We start from the raw sequence: 22,999 nt of genomic DNA, 5'->3' as shown, positions 1-22,999 counted from the left end.
CCCCTGCCACCACCCGCCACCGGCCGTCCCGCCCCCGGACAGGCAGGCCGGCCGACACCCGACCGACCGGCCACCAACCAGGGCATGCCCGGCCAACCGGCCAGCAACCAGGCACCCGACCGGACCGAACCAAAGACACCCGACCGACCGGCCACCAACCAGACCACACCCGAACAGACGGCGGCCGAACGGAACATGCCCGGCCGGCCGGGCACCGGCCAGGGTGTGGCCGGCCGGGCCGCGGCCGGTGGGGGCGTGCCCGGCCGGGCGGACGGGACGGGGGCGCCGGAGGACCGGGCGCCGACCATCCGTGTCCGCCCCGGCCCTGGAGGGCAGGAGCGGCGCGGGGCCGGTGATCGCCCCGCCGGCACGCTGCGCCTCGACCACCCCGGCGGAGGTGCGGAGACGGAGGATCCGGCGGCCCGCCTGCGGCGGCTGCTGCACGCGCTGCTCGCCGAGGACCCGGCACGGCGCCCGGACGCGTGGACGGCGCAGCGGACGATGCGGGACATCGCCGCAGCGGAACGGATGGGGCGGGCGGACCGGGCCACCGGCAAGACCACGGTGGAGCTGCGGCTGGGCCGGCGGCCGGCGCTGCGGGCGCGGCCGTGGGCGCTGGCCGCGGTCGCGGCGTGCCTGGCCGTCGTGGTGGCCGGGACGTCGGCGGGCGTCGCCGCGGCGTTCGTCCCGGACCGTACGGCGACCGTCGCGTCCTCCACCGCCGGGCCGCCCTCGGGAGGCGGGCGCGGCGGGACTCCGTCGCCCGCGGGCACCACCCGCACCCCGCCGCCCGCGAACCTGCCCGCGACCCCGGTCGTGCCCGCGGGCGCGGACTCGGGGACGGGCGACGTGACCACCCAGCCGGACATCTGCCGCCTCCTCACGGATGAGCAGCTCGCCCAGCTGGTGCCCGACATGGACGAGCCGTTCCCGTTCGAGCAGCGCAGTTGCGACTGGAGCTCCGATGTCTCGGTGGACGTACCGGATCGGCTGACCTACACGCTGAAGGTGGGCGTCGAACGGAGCGAAGACGTCGGCGAGGCACGGCAGAACTTCGCCTTCGCGCGCGACTCCGCCTATCGCATGGCGCATGCCACGCTGGACGGCACCATCGTCTACCGCGAGCCCCGGAAGCTGGAGGGGCTCGGCAACGAAGCGTTCGCAGCCGACTGGACGCACGTGGCCAAGACGAACTCGGAGCCGGCCTTCACGGCCGCCGTGCACTTCAGGTTCAGCAACGCGGTAGTGACGGTCGAGTACCGGCGGCACGTGGAGGATGACCAGCGCATGCGCGAACTGGCGGTGCAGGCGGCCCGATGGGTCGGGATGGCGCTCGCCCGTGGCAACTGACGGTCTGCTCGCCGGGCGCTACCGGCTGGGGAGCTCGCTGGGCGAGGGCGGCATGGGCATCGTCTGGCGGGCCTGGGACGAGCTGCTGGGCCGCGAGGTGGCCGTGAAGGAGGTGCGCCTGCCCGGCCACATGCCCGCGGACGCCCGGCAGGAGCTGTGCGAGCGCACGATGCGGGAGGCCAGGGCGGCGGGCGGGCTGGCGCACCCGTCCATCATCACGGTGCACGACGTGCTCGTCGCGGACGGCCGCCCGTGGATCGTCATGGACCTGGTGTCCGGGCCCTCGCTGGAGCGGTTGCTGGCCGGCGGCGAACGGCTGTCGCCGCAGCGGGCCGCGCTCATCGGGCTGCACCTGCTGGACGCGCTGGCGCTGGCGCACGAGCGGGGCGTGCTGCACCGGGACGTCAAACCCGCCAACGTGCTGCTGGCGGAGGGCGACCGGGCGGTCCTCACCGACTTCGGCATCGCCGTGCGCTCCGGGGAGGCGGCGCTCACCTCGGCGGACGCGGTGGTGGGCTCGCCCGGTTACATGGCGCCCGAACGGGTGCGCAACGACCGCGCGGCCGGGCCGTCGTCCGACCTGTGGTCGCTGGGCGCGACGCTCTACGCCGCCGTCGAGGGCCGGGGGCCGTTCCACCGGGACAACCGGCTGGCGACCCTCGGAGCCGTCCTGACCCACCCGGCCCCTCCCCCGGCGCACGCGGGTCCGCTGGGGCCGGTGCTGCTGGCCGTGCTGGCCAAGGATCCCGGTCAACGCCCTGGCGCCGAGGCGTTCCGTCAGGCGCTGTACGCCGTGGCGCACCCGGACCAGGCCGGCGGCACAGCGGGCGGCACAGCGGGCGGCACCTTGGGCGGCACCTTGGGCGGCGCTGCGGGCGGTGCTTCGGGCGGTACTGCCTGGGAGCATGCCCGGGGACCCGGCGGGGGGCACGGGACGAGGCCGGGCGGCGGCGCGTACCCGCCCGGGCAGGCGGCCTCCCCGTCGTTCCCCAGTGGGACGGCTCCGGGCCCGCGCACCGCGCGCGACGGGATCGACACCGTGGACCGCCCGTTCCCACCGGCAGCCCGGCGGAGGCGGCCGCTGGTGGCGGCCGCCGTGGCGGGCGCGGTGGCGGCGTCGGCGGTGACGGCGGCCGCGCTGCTGATGACGAACGCCACCGCGACGACCGGCCCGCCCGGCACCACGGCCAGCGGCCCGACCAGCGCGCCGGCCACCCGCCAGGCCACCACTGGCCCGCCGGCCACGGCCACCGCCACCCCGGCGCCGGGGACCGCGACCTCCGTCTCCACGCCGTCCCCGTCGCCCACCGCCGCTACCGTCTCCGACCCGTGCACCCTGCTGACCGAGGCGCAGGCGGCCGCCCTGTCCGGCGGCACCCCCTCCCCCGAGGGCAGCACCACGTGCGTCTGGCAGGGGCGTACGAGGCTCGAAATCAAGATCAACGGGTATCCGCGGGAGAAGACCGCCGAGGAGACCCTCGCGCTGCACCGCGCCGGCGCGGTCACGGAGGCCGGCGCGAGCAAGGGCCAGCTCACCACCGTGCGGACCTCCGCAGTGCGTAACGTGTCGGGCCTGGGCGACGAGGCGTTCGCGCGGGACGCGGGGACCGTGTCCGAGTTCGGTGACAGTGCCGAGACGACCGTGTGGCTGCGAACCGGGACCACCCTCCTCAAGGTCACTCACACCGCGCGGGAGCAGTCGAAGGTGACGGACGAGGTCCGCGACGGCGCGATCCAGGCCGCCCGCCAGGCGCTGGCCAACCTGTCCTGACGGCGCCACGGCCCGCCGGCTGGGGTGGTCCCTGCGTGACGCCGCCGCGATGCGAGGGCACGCGGGTCAGCCTGTGGTCGCAGCCCTGGTGCGACCACCGTGGCAGGCGAGGTTCGTCAGGAATGAGGACGATGACGGCCGCCGGCCCTTCGAGGATGGAGATCGTTCACCGCCGTCCATCGAAGGAACGTGTTCATGTCCCTCCTGACCTGCCGCCACGTGGCGGCCACCGTACTCGTCGCCGCGGGGCTGCTGTCCCCCCTGCCGGCGAACGCGCAAGCGAGGGAGCCTGCCGGGGTACGCCAGGCGCTCGACGCGATGGTGGCCGCGGGCGCTCCCGGCGTCCTGGCCAGGATCGACGACGATCGCGGCACCTGGATCGCCACCAGCGGGGTCGCCGACCTGGAGACCCGCGTGCCGGTGCCGCGCGAGGCGCGGTTCCGGATCGCCAGCCTGACCAAGAGCATGGTGGCCGCGGTGGTCCTGCAGCTGGTGCGGGAGGGCAGGGTGAGCCTTGAGGAGAAGATCGCCACCCGGCTGCCCGGCCTGGTCGAGGGCGACGACCGGATCACCGTACGGCACCTGCTCAACCACACGGGCGGCCTGGCCGACTACGCGCAAGCGCCCGAGTTCGCCGACCCCGCCCGCTTCGGCAAGACCTACACCCCGCGGCAGCTCGTCGCCGTGGCCGAGCGGCTGCCACGACCGGAGCGGGGCCGCTTCTCCTACTCCAACACCGGCTACATCCTGCTCGGGCTGCTGGTGGAGAAGGTCACGGGCCACGACCTGGGCGCCGAGCTGGAGCGGCGGATCTTCCGCCCGGCGATGATGACGCGCACGTACCTGCCGCTGACCCGGCGGAACGTCCGCGGCCCGCACGCCACCGGCTACTACCTGCCCAAGGGCGCCGACCCCGACGCGCCGGGAGCGCTCAAGCCCATCACCCGGCTGAACCCGTCGTTCGCGTGGGCGGCGTACGGGGTGGTGTCGGACGCCCGCGATGTGAACCGCTTCTACCAGGCGCTGTTCGGCGGCCGGCTGGTCGCGCGCGACCTTCTCGCCCAGATGCGTACCGGGGTCGGCACGCCGCAGGCGCCGGTCTTCCCGCGGTACGGGCTCGGGCTGGAGTCGGCAGGGCTCACCTGCGGCGAGATGTGGGGTGCGACCGGGGCCATCCCGGGCTACCAGACGTTCGCCTTCGCCGACGCGACGGGGAAGCGCCGGATGACGCTCTCGGTCAACGTGCAGCGCAGCGATCCGAAGGTGGCGCCGATGTTGCTGGCGGGCGTCGACGCGCTCAACCGTTACTTCTGCGGCGAGCCGTACAAGCCGCCGACGAAGTGACGCCGAGCCCGGTGATCGCGTAGGCGCCGGCCGCGATCAGCACGTCCACCCAGCACAGTCCCCTCCCCCAGGCCATCGGCACGGCGGCCGCCAGCGCCGCGAACGGCGCCAGCACGGATCCCCAGAGTGCGGTGGCCGCCGCGACCGGTCTGCGCCCCGGCGCGGGCGGGGCGGCGGCCTCCCGGTTCTGATCGGCGATGCCTGTTGCCGTTGGAGCCATCCCAGATCCGCCTCCCGTCGAACGGCTGAAAGCGCTTCGGGAAGCCCACGCCTGCCCGATCAGAAACCGTCATACCGCCCATCGATCCGGATTTGGCATTGACTAGGGTGATTCTGGGCCGGACGTCGGCGCGTGTTTGCCACCGGCCTACCAGACGCCGCTGAGCGGCCGCTCAGGCGTACCGATATGATCCCACTAAACCTACTCATTTAGTGCATATCGCTCGGGAGTAATGGTGAACAGCAAGCTCGCCGGCGTCGTGGCCGCACTGGCGCTCGTTCTGGCCGCGTGCGGCTCCGGACAGGAGGGCCCGGCGGGAGTCGGCACGGCCACGCCCGACGCCGCGGCCGTGATCGAGATCGGATCCCAGTACGAGCCCCAGAACCTCGACAACACCGCCGGCGGCGGGCAGGGCGTGACCGAGGCGTTCAACGGCAACGTCTACGAAGGGCTGTTCCGGCTGACCGACGCGGGCAAGGTGGAGAACCTCCTGGCCAAAGGGTACGAGGTCTCCGACGACGGCCTGACGTACACCTTCGAGCTGCGCGAGGGCGTGACGTTCCACTCCGGCAAGGCGCTGACGCCGGCCGACGTGAAGCACAGCATCGAACGGGTCACCGCCGACGACTCCCAGTCGGCGCGCAAGAGCAGCCTCGAGGCGATCGAGTCCGTGGAGACCCCCGACGACGGCACCGTGGTGGTCGAGCTGGCCCACCGGTCGGTGTCGCTGGTGTACAACCTCACCTACGTGTGGATCGTCAACGCCGACGCCAAGGATCTGGCGACCGCCGAGGACGGCACCGGGCCGTACGAACTGGGAGCCTGGAAGCGCGGATCCACGCTCAGCCTCGACCGTTTCCCCGGCTACTGGGGCACGCCGCCCGCCAACAACGGCGTGGTGTTCCACTACTTCACCGACGCCACGGCGCTCAACAACGCGCTGCTGACCAACGCCGTGGACATCGTGACCAGCCAGCAGAGCCCCGACGCGCTCGCGCAGTTCACCGGCAACCCCGACTACCGGGTCAGCGAGGGCCACTCCACCACCAAGCTGCTGCTCGCCTTCAACGACAGGAAGGCGCCCTTCGACGAGCCGCTCGTGCGCAAGGCCGTCTCGTCGGCCATCGACGACGCCAAGCTGCTGGAGTCGATCTGGGCGGGGCACGGCAGCCTGATCGGCTCGATGGTGCCGCCGACCGACCCGTGGTACGAGGACCTCACCAAGGTCAACCCGTACGACGTGGAGCTGGCCAAGCGGCAACTGGCCGAGGCCGGCTACGCCAAGGGTTTCCGCTTCACCCTCGACACCCCCAACTACGACCCCCACCCGACGGCCGCGACGTTCATCAAGAGCGAGCTGGCCAAGGTCGGCATCACGGTCGACATCAACGTCATCACCGCCGACGAGTGGTACTCGAAGGTGTACAAGAACCACGACTTCGCCGCCACCCTGCAGGAGCACGTCAACGACCGCGACGTGGTCTGGTACGGCGACCCCGACTTCTACTGGGGCTACGACGACAAGCAGGTGAGCGAGTGGATCAAGGACGCCGAGCGCGCCAGGACCCCTGAGGAGCAGACCGAGCTGCTCAAGAAGGCCAACCGGCGGATCGCCGAGAACGCGGCCGGCGACTGGCTCTACCTCTACCCGCAGATCGTGGTGGCCGCCTCCAACCTGTCCGGATACCCGGTCAACGGCCTGAACTCGCAGTTCTACGCGTACGGGATCAAGAAGAGCTGATGGGGCGCTACCTGCTGCGCCGTACCTCGTTCCTGCTGGCCTCGCTGCTGCTGGCGGCGTCGCTGCTGTTCGTGCTGCTGCGGCTGCTGCCCGGCGACCCGGCCAACGCGCTGGTGTCGGTCGGCGCGACGCCGGAGCAGCTCGCCGCGGCGCGCCGGCAGATCGGCTCCGACCTGCCGCTGCCCGAGCAGTTCGCCTCGTGGCTGGGCGGGCTGGCAAGGCTCGACCTCGGCACGTCGTTCGTCAGCAAGCTGCCCGTCGGCTCCGAGATCGCCGCGCGGCTGGCCGTCACCGTGCCGCTGACGCTGCTCGCGTTCACGCTGGCCGTGGTGGTCGCGCTGCCGGTGGGGTTCCTGGCCGCGTGGCGGTCGGACCGCTGGTACGGGCCGCTGCTGAACGGGGTCGCGCAGCTCGGCGTCGCGGTGCCGGTCTTCTGGATCGGCATACTGCTGGTGACCGTGTTCGCGCTGCGGCTGCGGGTGTTGCCCGCGGGCGGCTTCCCGCGCGAGGACTGGGCGGAGCCGGGGCGCGCGCTGACGTCGCTGCTGCTGCCGGTCGTCACGATCGCGCTGGTGATGTCGGCCTCGCTGATCCGCTACGTCCGGTCGGCGACCGTGGACGTGCTGGGCAGTGACTTCCTGCGCACCGCCAGGGCGATGGGCGAGTCGTTCGGCGGCGCGATGTGGCGGCACGGGCTGCGCAACGCCTCGGTGCCCGTCATCTCCATCCTGGGCATCGAGCTGGCGACCACGTTCCTCGGCGCGGTGGTCGTGGAGAGCGTGTTCACCCTGCCCGGCCTCGGCACCCTGCTGATCAAGGGCATCGCCGAGCACGACTACCCGGTCATCCAGGGTGTGCTGGTGGTCAGCACGCTCGCGGTGCTGCTGATCGGTTTCGCGGCCGACGTCGTCCAGCGGCTGGTCGATCCGCGGCTGCGCGCGCACGTCGGCGGAGGGCGTCCGTGAAGGGCCGGCACACGTTCGCCGCCGGCTGCGTGCTGGTCGGGCTCGTGCTCGCCGTGGCCGTCGTGTCGCTGGTGTGGCTGCCGTACGATCCGTCGGACACGACGGGCGGGCGGCTCGCGCCACCGGGCGGCGAGCACCTGCTCGGCACCGACAAGCTGGGCCGCGACCTGCTGACCCGCCTCATGGTGGGCGCCCGCATCGCGCTGACGGTGGGCGCCGGCTCCGTGCTGGTGGGCGGGGTGCTGGGCGTCGCGGCCGGGCTGCTCGCCGGGTTCGCCACCCGCTGGCTGGACGACGCGCTGTCGGCCGCGCTCGACATCCTCATCGCGTTCCCGACGCTGCTGCTGGCCATGCTGGTGGTGGCGGTGCGCGAGGCGTCGCTCGGCTCGGCGATCGTGGCGATCGGCCTGGCCATGTCGGGCGTCGTGGCGCGGCTGACCCGGGTGCTGGTCAAGCGGGTGCTCGCGCAGGACTACATCACGGCCTCGCGTACGTCGGGCACCTCGTGGCCGCGCCTGGTGACCGAGCACGTGCTGCCGAACATCTGGCCGACGCTGCTGGTCAACCTGGCTCTCCAGCTCGGCCTGGCCGTGCTGGCCGAGGCGTCGCTGTCCTACCTGGGGCTCGGCCCGCCGCCGCCGAACGCGTCATGGGGCCGGCTGCTGCAGGAGGCGCAGGCCACGGTGCTGACCGCGCCGCTCGGCGCCGTCGCCCCCGGAGTGCTGCTCGTCGTGCTCGTGGTGGGCGTGAACCTGGTCGCCGACGGCCTGCGCGACCTGGCCGACCCGACGCGGAGGAGCAGCCGATGAGCCTGCTGAGGGCGGACGACCTGTCCGTACGCCACCCGGGAGGCCACGAGCTGGTCCGCGGCCTGTCGTTCGGCGTCGAACCCGGCGCGCGGCTCGGCCTGGTCGGCGAGTCCGGGTCGGGCAAGTCGCTGACCGCGCTCGCCGTCATGGGGCTGCTGCCCGCGGGCATGACGGCCGGCGGCAGCGTGGTGCTCGGCGGGACGCAGGTCGTCGGCGCGTCCGGCAGGACGCTGGACCGGATACGCGGCCGGTCGGCGAGCATGGTCTTCCAAGAGCCGCTGACCGCGCTGGACCCGCTGATGCGGGTCGGCCGGCAGATCGCCGGGCCGATCCGGCGGCGGCGCGGCCTGCGCGGCGGCGCCCTGCGCGCCGCCGTCATGGAGGCGCTGTCGGAGGTACGCCTGCCCGGGCGGGTGGCGGGGGCGTACCCGCACGAGATCTCCGGCGGGCAGCGCCAGCGGGTGGCCATCGCGATGGCGCTCGCCTGCGAGCCCGAGCTGCTGATCGCCGACGAGCCGACCACGGCGCTGGACGTGACCGTGCAGGCCGAGGTGCTGGCGCTGCTGGACGGGCTGGTGGCGGGCCGGGGCATGGCGCTGCTGTTCATCGGCCACGACCTGGCCGTGGTCGCCGACGTGGCCGATCGGGTCGTGGTGCTCAAGGAGGGCTCGGCGGTGGAGTCGGGAAGAACGCGGGACGTCGTAGGGGAGCCGCGGCATCCTTACACGCGCTCGCTGGTCGACAGCGCGCGGGCGCTGGAGGGCGAGCTGGATCGGCTGGCCCCGTGAGTGCGGGCATGGAAGGCGGCGGGGACGTGCCCGTGCTGGAGGCGCGCCGGGTCGGCTTCGCCTACCGCGGCGGGCGGCCGGTGCTGGAGGACGTCTCCGTCTCCGTGACGGCGGGGCGCAACGTGGCGCTGGTCGGCGAGTCCGGCGCGGGCAAGACGACGCTGCTGCGGCTGCTGCTCGGCCTGGCCAGGCCGAGCAGCGGGCAGGTCCTCTTCGACGGCGCCGAGCCGGCGGCGCGCGACCGCGCGTTCCGGCGCGCCGTCCAGCCGGTGTTCCAGGACCCGTACTCGTCACTGGATCCGCGCCGGCGGGTGGGCCGGATCGTCACCGAGCCGCTGCGCTCGCTGGGCCTGCTGGCGGCGGGATCGCGGGCGGCCAGGCGGGCCGAGGCGGCCGAGCGGGCCGCCGAGGCGCTGGAGTCGGTGGGACTGCCCGCCGACGCGGCGCGCCGCTACCCGCACGAGTTCTCGGGCGGGCAGCGCCAGCGCATCGCCATCGCCAGGGCCGTCGTGTGCGGGCCCCGCGTGCTGCTCGCCGACGAACCGGTCAGCGCGCTCGACGTGTCGACCCGGGTGCGGGTGGTGGAGCTGCTGGCCGAGCTGGGCAGCAGCAGGGGGCTGACGCTCGTGGTCGTCTCGCACGACCTGAGCGTGGTGGCCGCGCTGTGCCAGGAGGCGGCGGTCATCGAAGGCGGGCGGGTGGTGGAGAGCGGACCGACCGAGCGGGTGCTCGGCTCGCCCGCGCATCCGTACACGCGCCGGCTGATCGAGAGCGTGCCGAGGCTCAGCCGCGCCGCCCGGCTCAGGTAGCGAGCCTCACACGCCCCGCAGCGCCGCCGGCGGCACGGGTATGGCGGGGAACGGGTTGTCGGGCAGCAGGATCACCCGGCGCGCCCCATGGGACTGCCCGGCGGCGTCCAGGTGGAGCAGCGCGGCGCCGATGCCGGCCGCGCCCACCATGTATCCGGTGTCGGCCGTCACCTCCTCCGGTCGCAGCCGCCGGTAGGCCTGGTACCAGCGGTAGCCCCGCCCGTCGTGGTCGGTGGCCCGGCCGATCAGGTCGGCGGCGAGCGTCCTGGCGTACTCCAGGTGGGCGGGGTTCCCCGTCGCCGCCCATAAACCGGTGAACAACTCGATCAGGCCGGCCGCGCCGCAACACTGGCAGGCCACGTTCCAGTACCCCTCGGTACGGCGGCGCGGCACGCCGCTCTGCACGATGCCGCGCGCGAGCCGTTCCACCCAGTCGAGGTCGCCCGGGTCGCCCGCCACCCGGTGGAGCTCGTAAAACATCCTGGCCACGCCCGCAGAACCGGAGCAGAAGCCCAGATAGTGCAGCCCGCGCCCCTGCGGCACGTGGTGGGGGACGACCGCGCACGCACCGGTCACCACGCTGATCTCGCGGACGAAGCCGGCACCGCTGCGCGCCGCCGCCAGGAACCGGTCGTCGCCCGTCACGCCGTACAGGCGGGCCAGCAGGAACGCGGTGCCCGCCGTACCGGCCAGGAAGCCGGGAGTGACGGCATCGGACGGCAGGCCGGGGCCGTCGCCGAAGAGGTGCCCCGGCACCGGGAGCCGGGCGATGCGCAGGCCGGCCTCCACCGCGGCCTCCTCGCACGACGGCAGGCCGAAGCGGGCGGCCGCGGACAGGAGGCCGAGCACGACGCCGCCGCCGCCGCGCTGGGCCGGGTCGCGCGACCAGCCGGCGTTGTCGCCTGAGGACCTCCCCAGGTGGACGATGTGCTCGGCGATCGCCCTGGCCTCCGCCTCGAAGCGGTCCTCGCCGAGCGCCCAGCCGGCTTCCATGAGCGCCACCATCGTGCCGGTGAGCCCGTGGTAGAGCGTGACGTCCTCGCGCTCGCGCCAGGTGGCGGCGAGCCACCGCGCGCCCGCTCTGGCGTCGTCGAGGTAGGCCTCGTGGCCCGTCGCGGCGGCCAGTTCGAGGAAGAACAGCACGATGCCCGCGCCGCCCGAGTAGAGGGACCAGGGCTCGGGGGTGACCGCCGAGCCGCCGCGCAGGTCGGGATTGGCCAGCCAGCGCCTGCCGTGCTCGTCGTCGGCGGCGGCGGACCTGATCCACCGCGCCGCGCGGATGGCGGCGGACACCGGCGAGTCGGCGCGGGCGCTCGATGGGCGGGTCCTGTCCATGCTCACCACCCCATCTTCCCATACTTTTGGTAGGGAATTAAGTGTTACTGGCCGCGCCGCCGGCACGCTGGTGCAGCCGTGCCGCAGTACCCTCCCTGCGGGCGGGGTCGGGAAGACGCCGCCGTCACGCGTGCGGGCCCACCGTGACCGTGCCGATGGTCAGGCTCGGCCGGCCCTCCATCACCACGCCCATCCGCTCCACCTGCTCGTCCAGCTCGCGCAGGTGCGCCCGCGACAGGGCGCGCAGCGGCTCCACCGTGATCCCGATTCTCCGCCCCGAGCGCCGCTGGTGCCAGACCCCGCCCACGACGCCGTCCACGAGCAGCACGGGGAAGTTCCCCGCCTGCCCGCCGTTCAGCGCCCGGCCGGCCGCAGCGCCCGCGTACAGCAACTCGCGCGGCCGCCCGGCCACCACGTAGGCGTCGAAGTACGGCAGCAGCCGTACGCCGCGGGGCGGCTCCGCGGGCGGCTCCGTGTCCCCCGCCAGCACCCAGGCGGGCTTGCCCGCGAACATGACCTCTTCGCGCTCCACGGCCGCGAACGCCTCCACGGCCCACCGCGTGGGCCCGCCCGCCCAGCGCGCGAACTGCTCGGGGGTGGCCGGCCCGTACGCCGCCAGGTAACGCCCGGCCAGCCAGGCGGCACCCGCCGCCCCGTCAACATCCACCGGCCCGGCCCGCCCGGGACCGCCGTCAGGGGCGGCCGGAGTGCCGCGATCAGGGCCACCGTCGCGGGCGGCCGAAGCGCCGGGATCAGGGTCACCGTCGCGGGCGGCCGAAGCGCCGGGATCGGGTGGGGTGACGGGGGCGGCGGTGTAGGTGACCTTGCGTCCCCTCCCCGCGCCGAAGACGAACGCGCCCCGGTGCGCGGCCAGCGCCAACGCCTGGCGCCAGCGCGGCCACCAGCCCTGGAACGCGGGCATCACCAGGTCACCCGCCCACGGCCCGGTGGCGGTGACCACCGCCTCGCTCAGCTCGTCGATGGTCAGCTCGGCCCCGGCCAGCGCCTCGCGGACGGCCGCCACCACCAGTTCGGTCTGCTCGGCGGTCATCCTCCAGCTCGCCGGCGTGGCGTCGTACGCGGGCGGCAACGACGACATCGCGCTCACCCATCTCGGCAGGTCGCGGGCGGGCAGCAGATGGACGGTGCCGCGCGGGCCGTACGTCTTGACCAGGCTGCGCTCGACCCACAGGGCCTCGCGGACGTGGGCGCGGGTGGCACCGTCGAGCCTGAGCCCGATGGACGCCTCGGCGGCCGACATGACCTGGGCGTGCACCCCGCACATGGCCCCCGTGATCGCCGCCGGGGTCGCCGCCGCGATAGCCTCCGGGTGCGCCGCCTCCGCGCTCCCGCCGAGCCCTGACCGTCGCAGCCTCCTGGCGCTCACCTGCGGCCACGTCAGTTCGATCACCATGTCCTCCTGAGTCGACGGCGACCGACCGTAGAGGGAATCACGGAAAGCCAGGTTCCGCAATGGGACCCGCACTGGCCCTTTTTGCCCCACATGGACCGCCTCCGTCACTCACCTCCGTCACTCCACGTCCGCCGCTCGATGCCGCCACCCAGGGCCGCCACTCAGTGGCCGTCACCCACCGGCCGTCACTCAGTGGCCGTCACCCAGACGGCGGGCGATCTCCAGGATCGCGTCGCCGGGAGCGCCGAGCCGGACCGCCTCGCCGATCGCATACCGGCTGATGTCAGGATCGGGATCGGCCATCGCGCGCGTGACGTACGCGACCTCGCGCGCCACCGCGGCCAGCCGCACCCCGACGAGCCGTTCGTACGGGTCGCGCCGGGCCAGCAGCTCGTCCAGCAGGACCCGCAGCTCGGGCCCTCCGTCCCGGGCGTGCGCGGCCAGGCGGCGGCACCGCTGCCCGTGGGACAACGGTTCCATCTCGGCGATCAGGGCGTTCGGTGTGAGGGCATGAGACCGCATAACCGCCCCATTATGGCGCTACGGCGCGCCGCCGTCCTGAGCGAGCTGCTTCCGCAGTTCGGGGCCGTGGACCGGATGCGCGAGGGCCGCGGCGAACTGCGCCCTGAGATAGTTGAGCGGCCGATCCCGTGTCCCACCAGGTGCCGTCGATGACCTGCCCGTACACCGGGTGCGTCAGCGCATGATCGTGCAGGGCGTCGGTGAGGTAGATCTCGCCCTCGGGGCGCCGGTGCCACGTGCGCGTCCGGGCTTCCAGCTCGTCGATGACGCCGGGCGTGATGACGTATCCGCCGATCGCGGCATAGCGCGAGGGAGCCCGATCCGGGGCCGGCTTCTCCACCAGCCCGGAGATCAGGAGCCGTCCGCCGCCGAGGTCTTCCTTGACGACGGGGACGCCGTAGCGAGGGGCGTCTTCGAGCTCCATCGGCATCAGGGCCAGGACCGGGGCGCGCGTGGCCTCGTAGGCGGCCTTGAGCTGCTGCGCCCGCGGCACCTCCGCCACGAAGACGTCGTCGGCCCACAACACCATGAACGGCTCGTCGCCGATGACCCGGGCCGCGTTCAGTACGGGGGTGCCGTTGCCATAGGGGCCGTTCTGGTACAGGTACGTGATGTGGGCCAGGGATGACACCTCGCGGACCGCGTCGGCCAGATCGGGTTTGCCGGCGGCACGGAGTTGCAGCTCGAGATCGGCGTCGGGGGCGAAGTGCTGCTGGATGAGGCTCTTGCGGCCCGACGTGACGATGATGATCTCGTCGATGCCCGAGTCCACGAGCTCCCGGATGGTGTGTTCGATGACCGGCTTGTCGCCGATCGGCAGCATCTCCTTGGGGAGCGCCCGGGTCAGCGGCAGCAGGCGGCTGCCCAGACCGGCTACCGGAATCACGGCTTTGCGGACCACGTGTGTTCTCCCTTGATCGTGGGCCCCGACGTTACCTGCCCCGATCGGCGGGGGTCGAGGCGAGGACGTGGGTCACGCGCCGCAGGCGGCCCGTACGTCCGCGACCAGCCGCGCCGCCGCGTCGATGGTGCGCTCGATCTCCTCCGGCGTGTGCCCCACCGACGCGAGCAGCGCCTGGGCTCGTTCGCCGAACCCGCCGGGCGCGGACGGCAGCCGGTCCGCCGAGGCGATCATGGCCTTCTCGTTGACGAGCCAGGCGCCGTCGTTGGCGTGGAGCGCGTGGCAGGCGACGCCGAGCGCGCGGAACAGGGTCGCCGCCGTGTACGCCGGGTCGCGGCCGGCCGCGCCGTACCGGGCGGCCGACACGGCGAAGTCGCACTCCCACAGCCCTCTGAGCAGGGCCTCGCGCAGCGCCGGCGGGTAGGCGGCGGTGACCTCCTCGCGCAGGGCGGTGAGTTCGCCGCCGTCGTCGGCGAGGACCCGGCACAGGGCGACCTCGCCCGCGTACGCGTGGGAGTAGAAGCCCAGCGGGTGGCCGACCTGGAAGCCGATCTCGTAGCGGCCCGCCCGGCAGTCCCGCCACACGCGGTGCACGCGGTCCAGGTCACGGTAGATCCAGTCGACCCGCCACCCGTCCACGGTGAGCCAGCCGCCGCCGTCCACCCACGGGCCCCAGCCGCCCGGCTCGGTCACCTCGGCGGGCTCGCCCGTCAGCTCCGTGGCGAGCGCCCGCAGGTCGCCCACGGCGAGCGGGCCGCGGTAGTAGAGGCCGAGGTCGATGTCGGAGTCGGGGCGGTGGGTGCCGCGGGCGCGGCTGCCGCCCAGGACGACGGCCACGACCCCGGGCACCCCGGCCAGGCGGGCGGCGATCGGGTGGAGATCAGGTTGTTGCACGAGCCGATCCTAGCGGTCGGTCCGGCCCTGCTTGACAGATTTTTTTGTCGGTGACATCGTTCATGCATGGACGAAGTGGCGGTGATCGAAGACCCCGCGGCGGCCGAGGCGTCCCTCGACCCCATGCGCTCGAAACTGCTGGCCGAGCTGGTCGAGCCCGGCTCTGCCACGTCGCTGGCCGCCAGGGTGGGCCTGGCCAGGCAGAAGGTCAACTACCATCTGCGGACGCTGGAGAAGCACGGCCTGGTGGAGCTCGTCGAGGAGCGGAGGAAGGGCAACGTCACCGAGCGCGTGATGCGGGCCACCGCCGCGTCGTTCGTCATCTCGCCGACCGCGCTGGCCTCCGTGCAGCCCGACCCCAGCCGGTCGCCCGACCGGCTCTCGGCACGGTGGTTGCTGGCGCTGGCGGCGCAGCTCGTACGCGATGTGGGCGCTCTGATCAACGGGGCGGCCAAGGCGCGGAAGCGGGTGGCGACGTTCGCCATCGACGGCCAGGTGCGTTTCGCGTCGGCGGCCGAGCGGGCGGCGTTCGCGGAGGAGCTGACGCAGTGCGTGGCCTCGCTGGTCAGCAAATATCATGACGAGTCTGCTGAAGGCGGGCGTGATCATCGGCTGATCGTGGCCGTGCATCCTTCCGTGAAGGAGCGGTGACGTGGGACACGAGTTCGAGTTCCCCCAGGAGGCCCTGGTCGAGGCGGCCCCCGAGCAGGTGTGGGAGGCCATCTCGACGGGGCCGGGCATCGATTCGTGGTTCATGGGCCGCAACGAGGTCGCCGGCGGGGTCGTCCGTACGGCCTTCGGCGGCTTCGAGCTGCCGGAGTCCGCGGTGACGGCGGCCGAGCCCGGCAAGCGCTTCGCCCACCGCAGCGCCACGGGCGAGGACGGGCGCTTCGTGGCCTACGAGTTCCTCATCGAGGGGCGCGACCAGGGCAGCGCGCTCGTGCGCCTGGTGACCAGCGGGTTCCTGCCCGGCGACGACTGGCAGGACGAGTTCGAGGCCATGTCCAGGGGCATGGAGATGTACTTCGCGACGCTGGTCGAATATCTCGGCCACTTCGCGGGACGGGCGGCGACGCCGGTCACGGAGTTCGGGCCGCCCGTCGGCGACTGGCCGCGCGCCTGGGAGCTCCTGCACGCCGCGCTCGGCGGCCCGCCGTCCCCCGGCGACCGCGTGCGGTTCGGCCCCGGGCCGGTCGAAGGAGTGGTGTACTTCCGCAACTCCCAGACCCTGGGCATCCGCGCCGGTCACGCGATCTACCGCTTCCTCCAGGGCTTCCACGGCGCCATGATCGCCGCACACCTGCTCTTCGAGGACGAGCGCGAAGGCGAGGGTGAGCGCTGGCGGGCGTGGCTGGACGAGCTGTACGCGAACGGCACGTGACGACCACCGCGACCGGGGCAGGAAGGCGGGCATGAGAGTCGTCGCGCTGTCCGACACGCACGCGCCCAGGCGATGGCGCTCCTGCCCGCCCCGCGTCGCCGGGCACGTGCGCGGCGCGGACCTGATCCTCCACGCGGGGGACGTCTGCGTCCCCTCGGTGATCGAGGAACTCGCCGCCTACGCCCCCGTGCACGTGGTCAAGGGCAACAACGACGGCCCCGACCTGGACGCGCCGGAGACGCTGGAGCTGACCCTCGACGGGCTGCGGATCGGCATGATCCACGACAGCGGCCCGGCCAAGGGCCGCCTGGCCCGCATGCGGCGCCGCTTCCCGCGGGCGGACCTGGTCGTGTTCGGCCACTCGCACATCCCGCTCGACGAGTCGGACGGCGGCCTGCGGATCTTCAACCCCGGTTCCCCGACCGACCGCCGCCGCCAGCCGCACGGCACGCTCGGCCTGCTCACCATCGAGCACGGGGCACTCACCCGGGCCGAGATCGTGCCCGTCACCTGACGACGTCGTCGCGCGACTTGTCGAGGTTGGCCTTGAGCTCCTCCATGACCTTGGCGTAGCCGAGGTAGCTGTAGCGTTCGGCGGCGTGCCACGGATAGAGCTGGCCGGCCCTGACCGCGGGCAGCTTGGCCCAGGTGGGCTTCCCGGCCATCTCCTCGATCTTCATCGACTGGGCACGGGCGTCCACCAGGATCACGTCGGCGTCGTACTTGTCGGCGTTCTCCCAGCTCAGCACCTCCCAGAAGCCGCCCTCGCTCTCCGTGGGCCGGTCCGGCGAGACGATCTTCAGGCCCAGCTCGCCCCAGTACTTGATGTCGGGGTGGTCCGGCAGGTAGGCGACGTACAGGTTCTCCGGGGTGCCTGTGACGATCATCACCTTCAGGTCCGGCCGGGCGGCGGCGAGCGTTTTGAGGGCGTCAGCGGCCGCGTCGAAACGTCTCTTGGCATCGGCCACGGGCGCGGCGTCCGGGTCCGCGCCGAGCGCGGCGGCCAGCCGGCCGTACGTCTCGATGATCTCCACCAGGGGTTTGCCGCTGAGCTGTACGCCGACCGTGGGGGCGATCTGGTCGATCACCTTGACCGACTCCTCGGGGACGTACCAGAGGGTGTTCTTCTGGTACATGCCGGCCACCAGCAGGTCGGGCTGGAGCGAGGCGTACTTCTCGACGTTGAACTCGCCCCAAACGTTGCCGATCGACTCGACCTTGGAGATGTCGACCTCGCCCACCTCGGGGTCGCGGCCGCCGTCCTTCAGCCGGTGCGGGCCGAACACCGCGACGGGCCGCACGCCGAAGTCCCACAGCGCCGCCGCCGCGCCCGACTGGGCGACGACGCGCTGGGGGCGTTCCGGGAGGGAGACGTGCTTGCCGCGGTCGTCGGTCCAGGTCCATGGCCCCTGACCGGACGCCGGCGGCGCGGCGGCGGGCGGCGGGGCCGTCCCGCCGCAGGCGCCGGCGCCGAGCAGTGCGGCGGCGCCGATGACGGCCAGGATGCGTCGCGGGACAGCGGCCATGGATGCTCCTCTTCGCGGCAATCTACGCCCTAGTGGACGACATATTAGATTAGCCTTACCTAACCGAAAACCCCGGCCCGGCGCGTGCCACCGGGGACGGGCGGAGAACCGTGCACACCGTACGGGCGTAGCGGGAAACGCTCCCCGTACGACCGGTGGTGTAGCGGACGTGGCGACGGCCGCCCGATGCCCGCGGGGGACGCCCGCACGACCCTTGGCTTAAGGGCGACGGTAAGGCGAACGGAAAGAAGCCGTAAGCGCCCTCCCGCACAGTGGTCGCAGATCACAAGAGAGAAGGGCCGGAAGATGAGCCAGCCGTACACCATCCAGGACGAGATCACGCTTCCCGGTTTCTCCGGGGCGGCGCACCTGCCGGGCGAGGCCGGTTACGACGCGTCGCGCCGCTCGCTGAACCCCGCGGTGGACTCCAGGCCGGCGCTGGTGGCCGAGGCGCAGAGCACCGCCGACGTACGGGCGGCGCTGCTGGCGGCACGCGGGCACGGGCTGCCGTTCGCGGTGCAGGCGACCGGCCACGGCACGCACGTCCCCTGCGACGGCGGCATCCTCGTCAGGACATCGCCGATGGCCTCGGTGCTGGTCGACCCGGCCCGCAGGGTCGCGCGGGTCGGCCCCGGCGCCCGCTGGGGCGAGGTGGTCGCCGCCGCCGCGCCGTTCGGCCTTGCGCCGCTGTCCGGGTCGTCGCCCTCCGTCGGCGTCACCGGCTACACGCTTGGCGGCGGGCTCGGCTGGCTGGCGCGCCGGCACGGGTTCGCGGCCGACAGCGTGGTGCGGGCCGAGGTCCTCCTGGCGGACGGCAGGCACGTGACGGCGAGCGCCGGCAGCCACCCCGAGCTGTTCTGGGCGCTGCGCGGGGGCGGCGGCGGGTTCGGCGTCGTCACCTCGCTGGAGTTCCGGCTCCACCCGGTCGAGCAGGTGTACGCCGGTTTCGCGTACTTCCCGATCGAGGCGGCGGGCGAGACGCTCGGCGCGTACCGCGACTGGATCGACGGCGCTCCCGACGAGCTCAGCACGGCACTCGTGTTCAAGCGCATGCCGGACGGCGAGGAGGTGCCCGCGCCGGTGCGCGGGCGGCACGTCGTGATGCTGAAGGTCGTGCACGCCGGGACGGCCGAGGAGGCGCGGCGGCTGCTGGCGCCGCTGTACCGGGCGGCGGGCCCGGCGCTGCTGGACGACACCCGGACGACCACGTACGCCGCCACCGCGATGGGCGGCACCCCCAACCGGCACATGGACATGTTCGACACCGTCCCCGACCAGGTGATCGACACGCTGGTGCGGGCGGCGGAGCAGGCCCAGACGGTGGAGATCCGGCACTGGGGCGGGGCGATGAGCCGGCCCGGGCCGGACGCCGGGCCGGTGAGCCACCGCGCGACCAGGCTCTCGGCCATCGTGGACACGCCGGTTCCCGGGCTGGCCGAGGCGCTGCGGCCGTACGCGAACGGCGGGACGTTCCTGAACTTCCTGGCCGACCCGTCGCGGACGGCGGCCGCGTACACGGCGGCGGACCACCGGCGGCTGCGCGAGGTCAAGCGCGCGTACGACCCCGACGGCTTCTTCCGCGTCGGCCACGTCATCCCCGCCTGATCGCGCCGCGCCGGTGGACGGCGTCTTCATAAGGTGGGACGTATGAGGCACTTCGGGATTGAGCGGGTGCCCTCGTCTCCGGGTTCCGACCGGCCGATCCTGCGGCGCCGGCCGATCGTCGCTCTGGCCGCCGCGCTGCTCGCCGGGCCCGTGCTCCTGGCGCGGCACCGGCCCCGGGGACCCTGGTCGCGTGGGGGTCATGGTCGCCGGCGCCGGCCCGGGGCGTGACGGTGGGCGCGTCCGCCGGTTTGGCACCGCACGGACGCGGTCAGCGCCGCCCGGCGCAACCACCGTTCACCGCCGATCGAGCAGCGCCGCGGTCTTCAGGCGCTCGGGTGCTCCGATGGCCGTGAACAGCTCGTGAGCACGGCGCCAGTGGCGCCGGGCCTGCTCGGGGGCGTGCGGTTCCCGGGCGTGGCCGAGCGTGAGCAGGGCACGGGCATGCTCCAGCCGCTGCCCCGACCGGTGAGCGAGCCTCAGCGCCTGCTCGCACGCGCGTACCGACTGTGCCGTGTCGCCGTCCGCCAGGTGCACGGCGGCGAGCAGGCCGTACAGCCGGGGCAGGTTCAGCGGGTTGGCGTCCTGCGCCAGCTTCAGCGCGCGTTCGGCCTCGTCGCGCGCGTCCGCGTGCCGGCCGCCGCGGTAGTGGGCCTCCGCCAGGCCCAGCAGCACCTGGTCCAGGTCCGTGCCCGTCCGCTCGGCCAGCCGCAGCGCGGCCTCGAGCCGGGCGAGCGCGGAGTCCATCCGGCCGAGCTCCAGCTCGGCCTCGGCCATGCCGCTCAGCGAGGCGATCTGGCAGCGCCGGTTCTCGACCTCCCTGGCGATGGCCAGGCCCTGGGCGAACGCGTCCACGGCCTGGCCGTGGCGGCCCGCGTCGCGGTGCACCCAGCCGTATGTCTCGTACGTGACCGCCACGGCGTACCGCAGTCCCCCGGCGCGGGCCACGGACAGCGCCTGGTCCAGACATTCCAGCGCCTCCCCGAACCGGGCCTGCTTCTGGCGGACGAGGGCGAGGTTGACGAGGGTGAGCGCCTGGAGCAGCCGGTCGCCGGCCGCCTCGGTCAGGGGGAGATTGGCCACCAGGCATTCCTCGGCCCGGTCGAGCCGGGCCAGCATCAGGTAGGCGGAGGCCAGGTTGTTCTGCGCGCGTGACTCGCCGCGTTCGTTGCCGAGCGCGCGGTGGATGGCCATGGCCCGCCGGTAGCGCGGAAGGGCTCGCTGCGGCTTTCCCAGCTGCTTGCGCGCCACGCCGCCGCCCTGCAGCGCCGTGGCCTCGGCGTGCGCCCAGCCGGCCCTGCGTGCCAGCGCCAGCGCCAGCTCGTACTCCCGCATCGCGCCTTCGAGGTCGGCCATGAGCCACCGGACGAGCCCGAGGGAGTTGCGCATCGCGGCCTGCCCGATGAGGTCCTCCTCCCGCTCGGCGGCGGCCAGCGCGATGCCGGCCAGGCGCAGCCACTCCGCGTGCGTGCGCCGGTGTTGCAGGAGGTCCGTCATGGCCTCGACGAGGAGCCAGGCGTAGGGGCGCGGGCCGTGCTCGGCCGCGTGCGACACGGCGGCGGCGAGGTTGTCCCATTCGGCGTCGAACCAGCCGACGGCCTCCTCCGCGCCGCCGAACTCCGTCGGCGTCACAGCGGGCCCGCCCGGGTCGCCGGGCGGCCGCGGGGCCACGAAGCCGGCCGCCGCGGTGGCGCGAACGACGGTGCGCAGGTAGTGCTCGAGGAGCCGGTGGGCCGCCGCGTGCCGCTCCTCCGGCGGATCCTTCGCGAGGGTGAGCCGCACCGCGTACTCCACCACCAGGTCGTGAGCGGCGAAGCGGCGCGGGCCTGTCTCCTTGAGCAGGTGGATGCGCACCGCCGCGCCGAGGAGGTCCTCCGCGTGCTCCCGGCCCGTCCCGGCCAGGGCGGCGGCGGCGTCGGCGGAGATGGCGGCGCCCCGCGCCACGCCGAGGAGGCGGAACATCCGCCGCGCGGGAGGCGGCAGCGCCTGGTGCGACAGATCGAGGGCCGCCTGCACGGCGACGCTCTCGTCGCCGTCCACGCGCAGGCGCACCAGCCGTCCCCGGTCTGCCAGCTCGCGCACGTAGTGGCCGATCATCCGGTGCTCGTGGTCGCCGATCCAGGACATGGCGATGGAGAGCGCGAGCGGCAGCCGGTCGCAGAGCGCCACGAGCTCGGCCGCGGCCTCCTGCTCGCGGCGCAGGCGCTCCTCGCCGATGCCGTGCGCGATCAGCCGCAGGGCCTCCCGCTGGTCCAGGACGTCGAGCGTGACCCGCTCGACCCCGTCCAGCGTGACGAGGCCGCCGAGGCGGTTCCTGCTGGTGATGACGGCGCGGCAGCCGGGGTCGCCGGGCAGCAGCGCACGGACGTGCTCGGGTGCGGCGACGTCGTCCAGCACCACCAGGACGCGCCGGCCCGCCAGGAGCGAGCGGTAAAGCGCGATCTGGGCGTCCAGCTCGACGGGGATGTCCTTGGCGGCCTGGCCGAGCCCCTGCAACAGCAGGCGCAGCGCCTCCGGCAACGTCATCGGCTCGCGCTGGTCGAAGCCGCGCATGTCGACGAACAGCTGCCCGTCGGGAAACCCGGCGGCCGCCCGGTGCGCCCAGTGGACGGCGAGCGCGGTCTTCCCGACCCCGGCCGGGCCCACCACCAGCGTCACCCGGCCGGCGTCCATGCGCCGCAGTTCCTCCGCGCGGCCGACGAAGCCCCTGGGCAGGGGCGGCAGCTGGCGCGGCACCGGCACCGCGGGCGACTCCCCGGACGGGTCGGCGGGCGGCCCGGCGGACGGTCCCACGAGCGACCCTGCGGACGGGTCGGCGGACGGGTCGGCAGGCGGCCCCGCAGGCGGACCGGCGGGCGGCCCCGCAGGCGGATCCGTGGCGGGCTCGCCTGCCAGCAGGCGCTGGTGGAGGCGCTGCAGCTCGCCGCTCGGCTCCACGCCGAGCTCGCGGACGAGCCGGGCGCGTAAGCCGCGGTACACCTCCAGCGCGTCGGGTAACCGCCCGCCGCCGGCGAGCGCCCGCATGAGCAGGCCGTGCGGCCGCTCGCGCAGCGGCACCTCGGCCAGCAGTCGCGTCAGGCCGGCGACGGCCGCCTGCCCTCTGCCCATCTCCACGAGGGCCGCGGCGCGGCCCTCGGCTGCCTCGTGCTTGAGCTCCTCGAGCCGGTGCCGCTCGGCGTGGGCGACGGGGCCGGCCAGATCCTGGTACGGGTCGCCGCGCCACAGTGCCAGCGCCTCGTCGTACCGGGCGGCCGCCTCCGGGTGCCGGCCGTCCTCTGCCGCACGGTGCCCCTGCCCCACCAGGGAGGCCAGCTCGGCGATGTCCGTCGCGGGGGCGCGGACCAGGTATCCCGGGCTTCTGGTGACGATCACGTCCTGGCCGTGAGCGCCGAGCGCCCTGCGCAGCTCGGTGATCAGGGCACGGACCCTGGCCGGGGCGGAGGGCGGGATCCCGTCGCCCCAGAGGCGGTCGGCCAGCCGTTCCACGGACACCACATGGCCGGCGTCGAGCAGCAGCGCCGCGAGCAGCGCACGCTGCCTGCCGGTCAGGTGGACGGCCCGGCCGTCGACGGCGGCCTCCAGCGGGCCGAGGAGGAGGAAACGGACCCCGGGCACACGGCCGACGCC

The 22,999-nt window shown here is 73.9% G+C and carries 19 protein-coding genes and 1 pseudogene; 12 read left to right on the top strand and 8 right to left on the bottom strand.

What is annotated here, in order from left to right; all coding sequences use genetic code 11:
- The 3 genes and pseudogenes from E1292_RS26700 to E1292_RS26690 form a co-directional block, all read left to right on the top strand.
- A pseudogene (locus E1292_RS26700) lies at window positions 1-1,350 on the top strand (hypothetical protein); the annotation flags it as partial.
- Window positions 1,340-3,121 carry a serine/threonine-protein kinase gene (locus E1292_RS26695; RefSeq protein ID WP_165974755.1) on the top strand — a complete coding sequence of 594 codons (1,782 nt, stop codon included), beginning with the start codon at window positions 1,340-1,342 and terminating at the stop codon, window positions 3,119-3,121. The pseudogene E1292_RS26700 and the gene E1292_RS26695, both read left to right, overlap by 11 nt.
- Before the next feature lie 195 nt (window positions 3,122-3,316).
- Window positions 3,317-4,465 (top strand): serine hydrolase domain-containing protein, encoded by a 1,149-nt coding sequence (locus E1292_RS26690; RefSeq protein ID WP_132597950.1) that lies wholly within the window; start codon window positions 3,317-3,319, stop codon window positions 4,463-4,465.
- Here E1292_RS26690 and E1292_RS26685 read toward each other — a convergent pair.
- Window positions 4,419-4,685, bottom strand: a complete 267-nt coding sequence (locus E1292_RS26685; protein WP_132597949.1) for a hypothetical protein — start codon at window positions 4,683-4,685, stop codon at window positions 4,419-4,421. The genes E1292_RS26690 and E1292_RS26685 overlap by 47 nt on opposite strands.
- Before the next feature lie 235 nt (window positions 4,686-4,920).
- On the opposite strand from E1292_RS26685, the gene E1292_RS26680 reads away from it, so the two are divergent.
- The 5 genes from E1292_RS26680 to E1292_RS26660 are packed head-to-tail and all read left to right on the top strand — an operon-like array spanning window position 4,921 to window position 9,797.
- Complete coding sequence (locus tag E1292_RS26680; protein WP_220447079.1) at window positions 4,921-6,426, top strand: ABC transporter substrate-binding protein; 1,506 nt, start codon at window positions 4,921-4,923, stop codon at window positions 6,424-6,426.
- Window positions 6,426-7,391 (top strand): ABC transporter permease, encoded by a 966-nt coding sequence (locus E1292_RS26675; RefSeq protein ID WP_132597947.1) that lies wholly within the window; start codon window positions 6,426-6,428, stop codon window positions 7,389-7,391. The genes E1292_RS26680 and E1292_RS26675 overlap by 1 nt, the downstream gene beginning before the upstream one ends.
- Entirely contained in the window at window positions 7,388-8,200 is an 813-nt protein-coding gene (locus E1292_RS26670) for an ABC transporter permease (RefSeq protein ID WP_132597946.1), read from the top strand. Before E1292_RS26675 ends, E1292_RS26670 begins: the two co-directional genes overlap by 4 nt.
- Window positions 8,197-8,988, top strand: coding sequence for an ABC transporter ATP-binding protein (locus E1292_RS26665; protein WP_132597945.1), 792 nt, complete (start codon window positions 8,197-8,199; stop codon window positions 8,986-8,988). Before E1292_RS26670 ends, E1292_RS26665 begins: the two co-directional genes overlap by 4 nt.
- The gene (locus E1292_RS26660) at window positions 8,985-9,797 is read left to right on the top strand and encodes an ABC transporter ATP-binding protein (protein WP_220447078.1); all 813 of its coding nucleotides are present in this window, start codon (window positions 8,985-8,987) and stop codon (window positions 9,795-9,797) included. Before E1292_RS26665 ends, E1292_RS26660 begins: the two co-directional genes overlap by 4 nt.
- Before the next feature lie 6 nt (window positions 9,798-9,803).
- Here the strand turns inward: E1292_RS26660 and E1292_RS26655 are convergent, their stop codons facing one another.
- The 5 genes from E1292_RS26655 to E1292_RS26640 form a co-directional block, all read right to left on the bottom strand.
- Window positions 9,804-11,132: a lanthionine synthetase LanC family protein gene (locus E1292_RS26655; protein WP_246090346.1), complete on the bottom strand. Its 1,329-nt coding sequence runs from the start codon at window positions 11,130-11,132 to the stop codon at window positions 9,804-9,806.
- A 124-nt stretch (window positions 11,133-11,256) separates the two neighbouring features.
- Window positions 11,257-12,546, bottom strand: coding sequence for a winged helix DNA-binding domain-containing protein (locus tag E1292_RS26650; protein WP_132597943.1), 1,290 nt, complete (start codon window positions 12,544-12,546; stop codon window positions 11,257-11,259).
- Window positions 12,547-12,735: 189 nt separating this feature from the next.
- On the bottom strand, window positions 12,736-13,026 hold the full coding sequence (locus E1292_RS51370; RefSeq protein ID WP_165974754.1) for a hypothetical protein: 291 nt from the start codon (window positions 13,024-13,026) through the stop codon (window positions 12,736-12,738).
- A gap of 52 nt (window positions 13,027-13,078) precedes the next feature.
- Window positions 13,079-13,969, bottom strand: coding sequence for a UTP--glucose-1-phosphate uridylyltransferase (locus tag E1292_RS26645; RefSeq protein WP_220447077.1), 891 nt, complete (start codon window positions 13,967-13,969; stop codon window positions 13,079-13,081).
- 72 nt (window positions 13,970-14,041) lie between these two features.
- The gene (locus tag E1292_RS26640; RefSeq protein ID WP_220447076.1) at window positions 14,042-14,863 is read right to left on the bottom strand and encodes a nucleotidyltransferase domain-containing protein; all 822 of its coding nucleotides are present in this window, start codon (window positions 14,861-14,863) and stop codon (window positions 14,042-14,044) included.
- A gap of 66 nt (window positions 14,864-14,929) precedes the next feature.
- Between E1292_RS26640 and E1292_RS26635 the strand changes: the two genes are divergently transcribed.
- From E1292_RS26635 to E1292_RS26625, 3 genes are read left to right on the top strand one after another with little or no spacing between them, the layout of a single operon-like run.
- The gene (locus tag E1292_RS26635) at window positions 14,930-15,514 is read left to right on the top strand and encodes an ArsR/SmtB family transcription factor (protein ID WP_181958296.1); all 585 of its coding nucleotides are present in this window, start codon (window positions 14,930-14,932) and stop codon (window positions 15,512-15,514) included.
- A 1-nt stretch (window position 15,515) separates the two neighbouring features.
- Entirely contained in the window at window positions 15,516-16,244 is a 729-nt protein-coding gene (locus E1292_RS26630) for an SRPBCC family protein (RefSeq protein WP_132597942.1), read from the top strand.
- Between the two features lie 31 nt (window positions 16,245-16,275).
- The gene (locus E1292_RS26625; protein WP_132597941.1) at window positions 16,276-16,758 is read left to right on the top strand and encodes a metallophosphoesterase family protein; all 483 of its coding nucleotides are present in this window, start codon (window positions 16,276-16,278) and stop codon (window positions 16,756-16,758) included.
- Here E1292_RS26625 and E1292_RS26620 read toward each other — a convergent pair.
- On the bottom strand, window positions 16,751-17,770 hold the full coding sequence (locus E1292_RS26620) for an ABC transporter substrate-binding protein (RefSeq protein WP_132597940.1): 1,020 nt from the start codon (window positions 17,768-17,770) through the stop codon (window positions 16,751-16,753). The two genes, E1292_RS26625 and E1292_RS26620, sit on opposite strands and share 8 nt — an antisense overlap.
- 306 nt (window positions 17,771-18,076) lie before the next feature.
- Here E1292_RS26620 and E1292_RS26615 point away from each other — a divergent pair, with 306 nt between their 5' ends.
- Window positions 18,077-19,375, top strand: coding sequence for an FAD-binding oxidoreductase (locus tag E1292_RS26615; RefSeq protein ID WP_132597939.1), 1,299 nt, complete (start codon window positions 18,077-18,079; stop codon window positions 19,373-19,375).
- 294 nt (window positions 19,376-19,669) lie between these two features.
- Here the strand turns inward: E1292_RS26615 and E1292_RS26610 are convergent, their stop codons facing one another.
- Entirely contained in the window at window positions 19,670-22,987 is a 3,318-nt protein-coding gene (locus E1292_RS26610) for an AfsR/SARP family transcriptional regulator (RefSeq protein ID WP_165974753.1), read from the bottom strand.
- Window positions 22,988-22,999: the final 12 nt, after the last annotated feature.

Source organism: Nonomuraea deserti (assembly GCF_004348685.1).
Lineage (GTDB): Bacteria > Actinomycetota > Actinomycetes > Streptosporangiales > Streptosporangiaceae > Nonomuraea > Nonomuraea deserti.
Note: the sequence above shows the minus strand (reverse complement) of the source record. Positions and strands in the feature narration are given on the sequence as shown.

Coding starts and splice junctions, on each gene's coding strand:
- E1292_RS26625 (WP_132597941.1), top strand. CDS start 16,276: ATGAGAGTCGTCGCGCTGTCCGACACGCACGCGCCCAGGCGATGGCGC.
- E1292_RS26615 (WP_132597939.1), top strand. CDS start 18,077: ATGAGCCAGCCGTACACCATCCAGGACGAGATCACGCTTCCCGGTTTC.
- E1292_RS26620 (WP_132597940.1), bottom strand. CDS start 17,770: ATGGCCGCTGTCCCGCGACGCATCCTGGCCGTCATCGGCGCCGCCGCA.
- E1292_RS51370 (WP_165974754.1), bottom strand. CDS start 13,026: ATGGAACCGTTGTCCCACGGGCAGCGGTGCCGCCGCCTGGCCGCGCAC.
- E1292_RS26685 (WP_132597949.1), bottom strand. CDS start 4,685: ATGGCTCCAACGGCAACAGGCATCGCCGATCAGAACCGGGAGGCCGCC.
- E1292_RS26665 (WP_132597945.1), top strand. CDS start 8,197: ATGAGCCTGCTGAGGGCGGACGACCTGTCCGTACGCCACCCGGGAGGC.
- E1292_RS26635 (WP_181958296.1), top strand. CDS start 14,930: ATGGACGAAGTGGCGGTGATCGAAGACCCCGCGGCGGCCGAGGCGTCC.
- E1292_RS26655 (WP_246090346.1), bottom strand. CDS start 11,132: ATGGACAGGACCCGCCCATCGAGCGCCCGCGCCGACTCGCCGGTGTCC.
- E1292_RS26675 (WP_132597947.1), top strand. CDS start 6,426: ATGGGGCGCTACCTGCTGCGCCGTACCTCGTTCCTGCTGGCCTCGCTG.
- E1292_RS26690 (WP_132597950.1), top strand. CDS start 3,317: ATGTCCCTCCTGACCTGCCGCCACGTGGCGGCCACCGTACTCGTCGCC.
- E1292_RS26650 (WP_132597943.1), bottom strand. CDS start 12,546: ATGGTGATCGAACTGACGTGGCCGCAGGTGAGCGCCAGGAGGCTGCGA.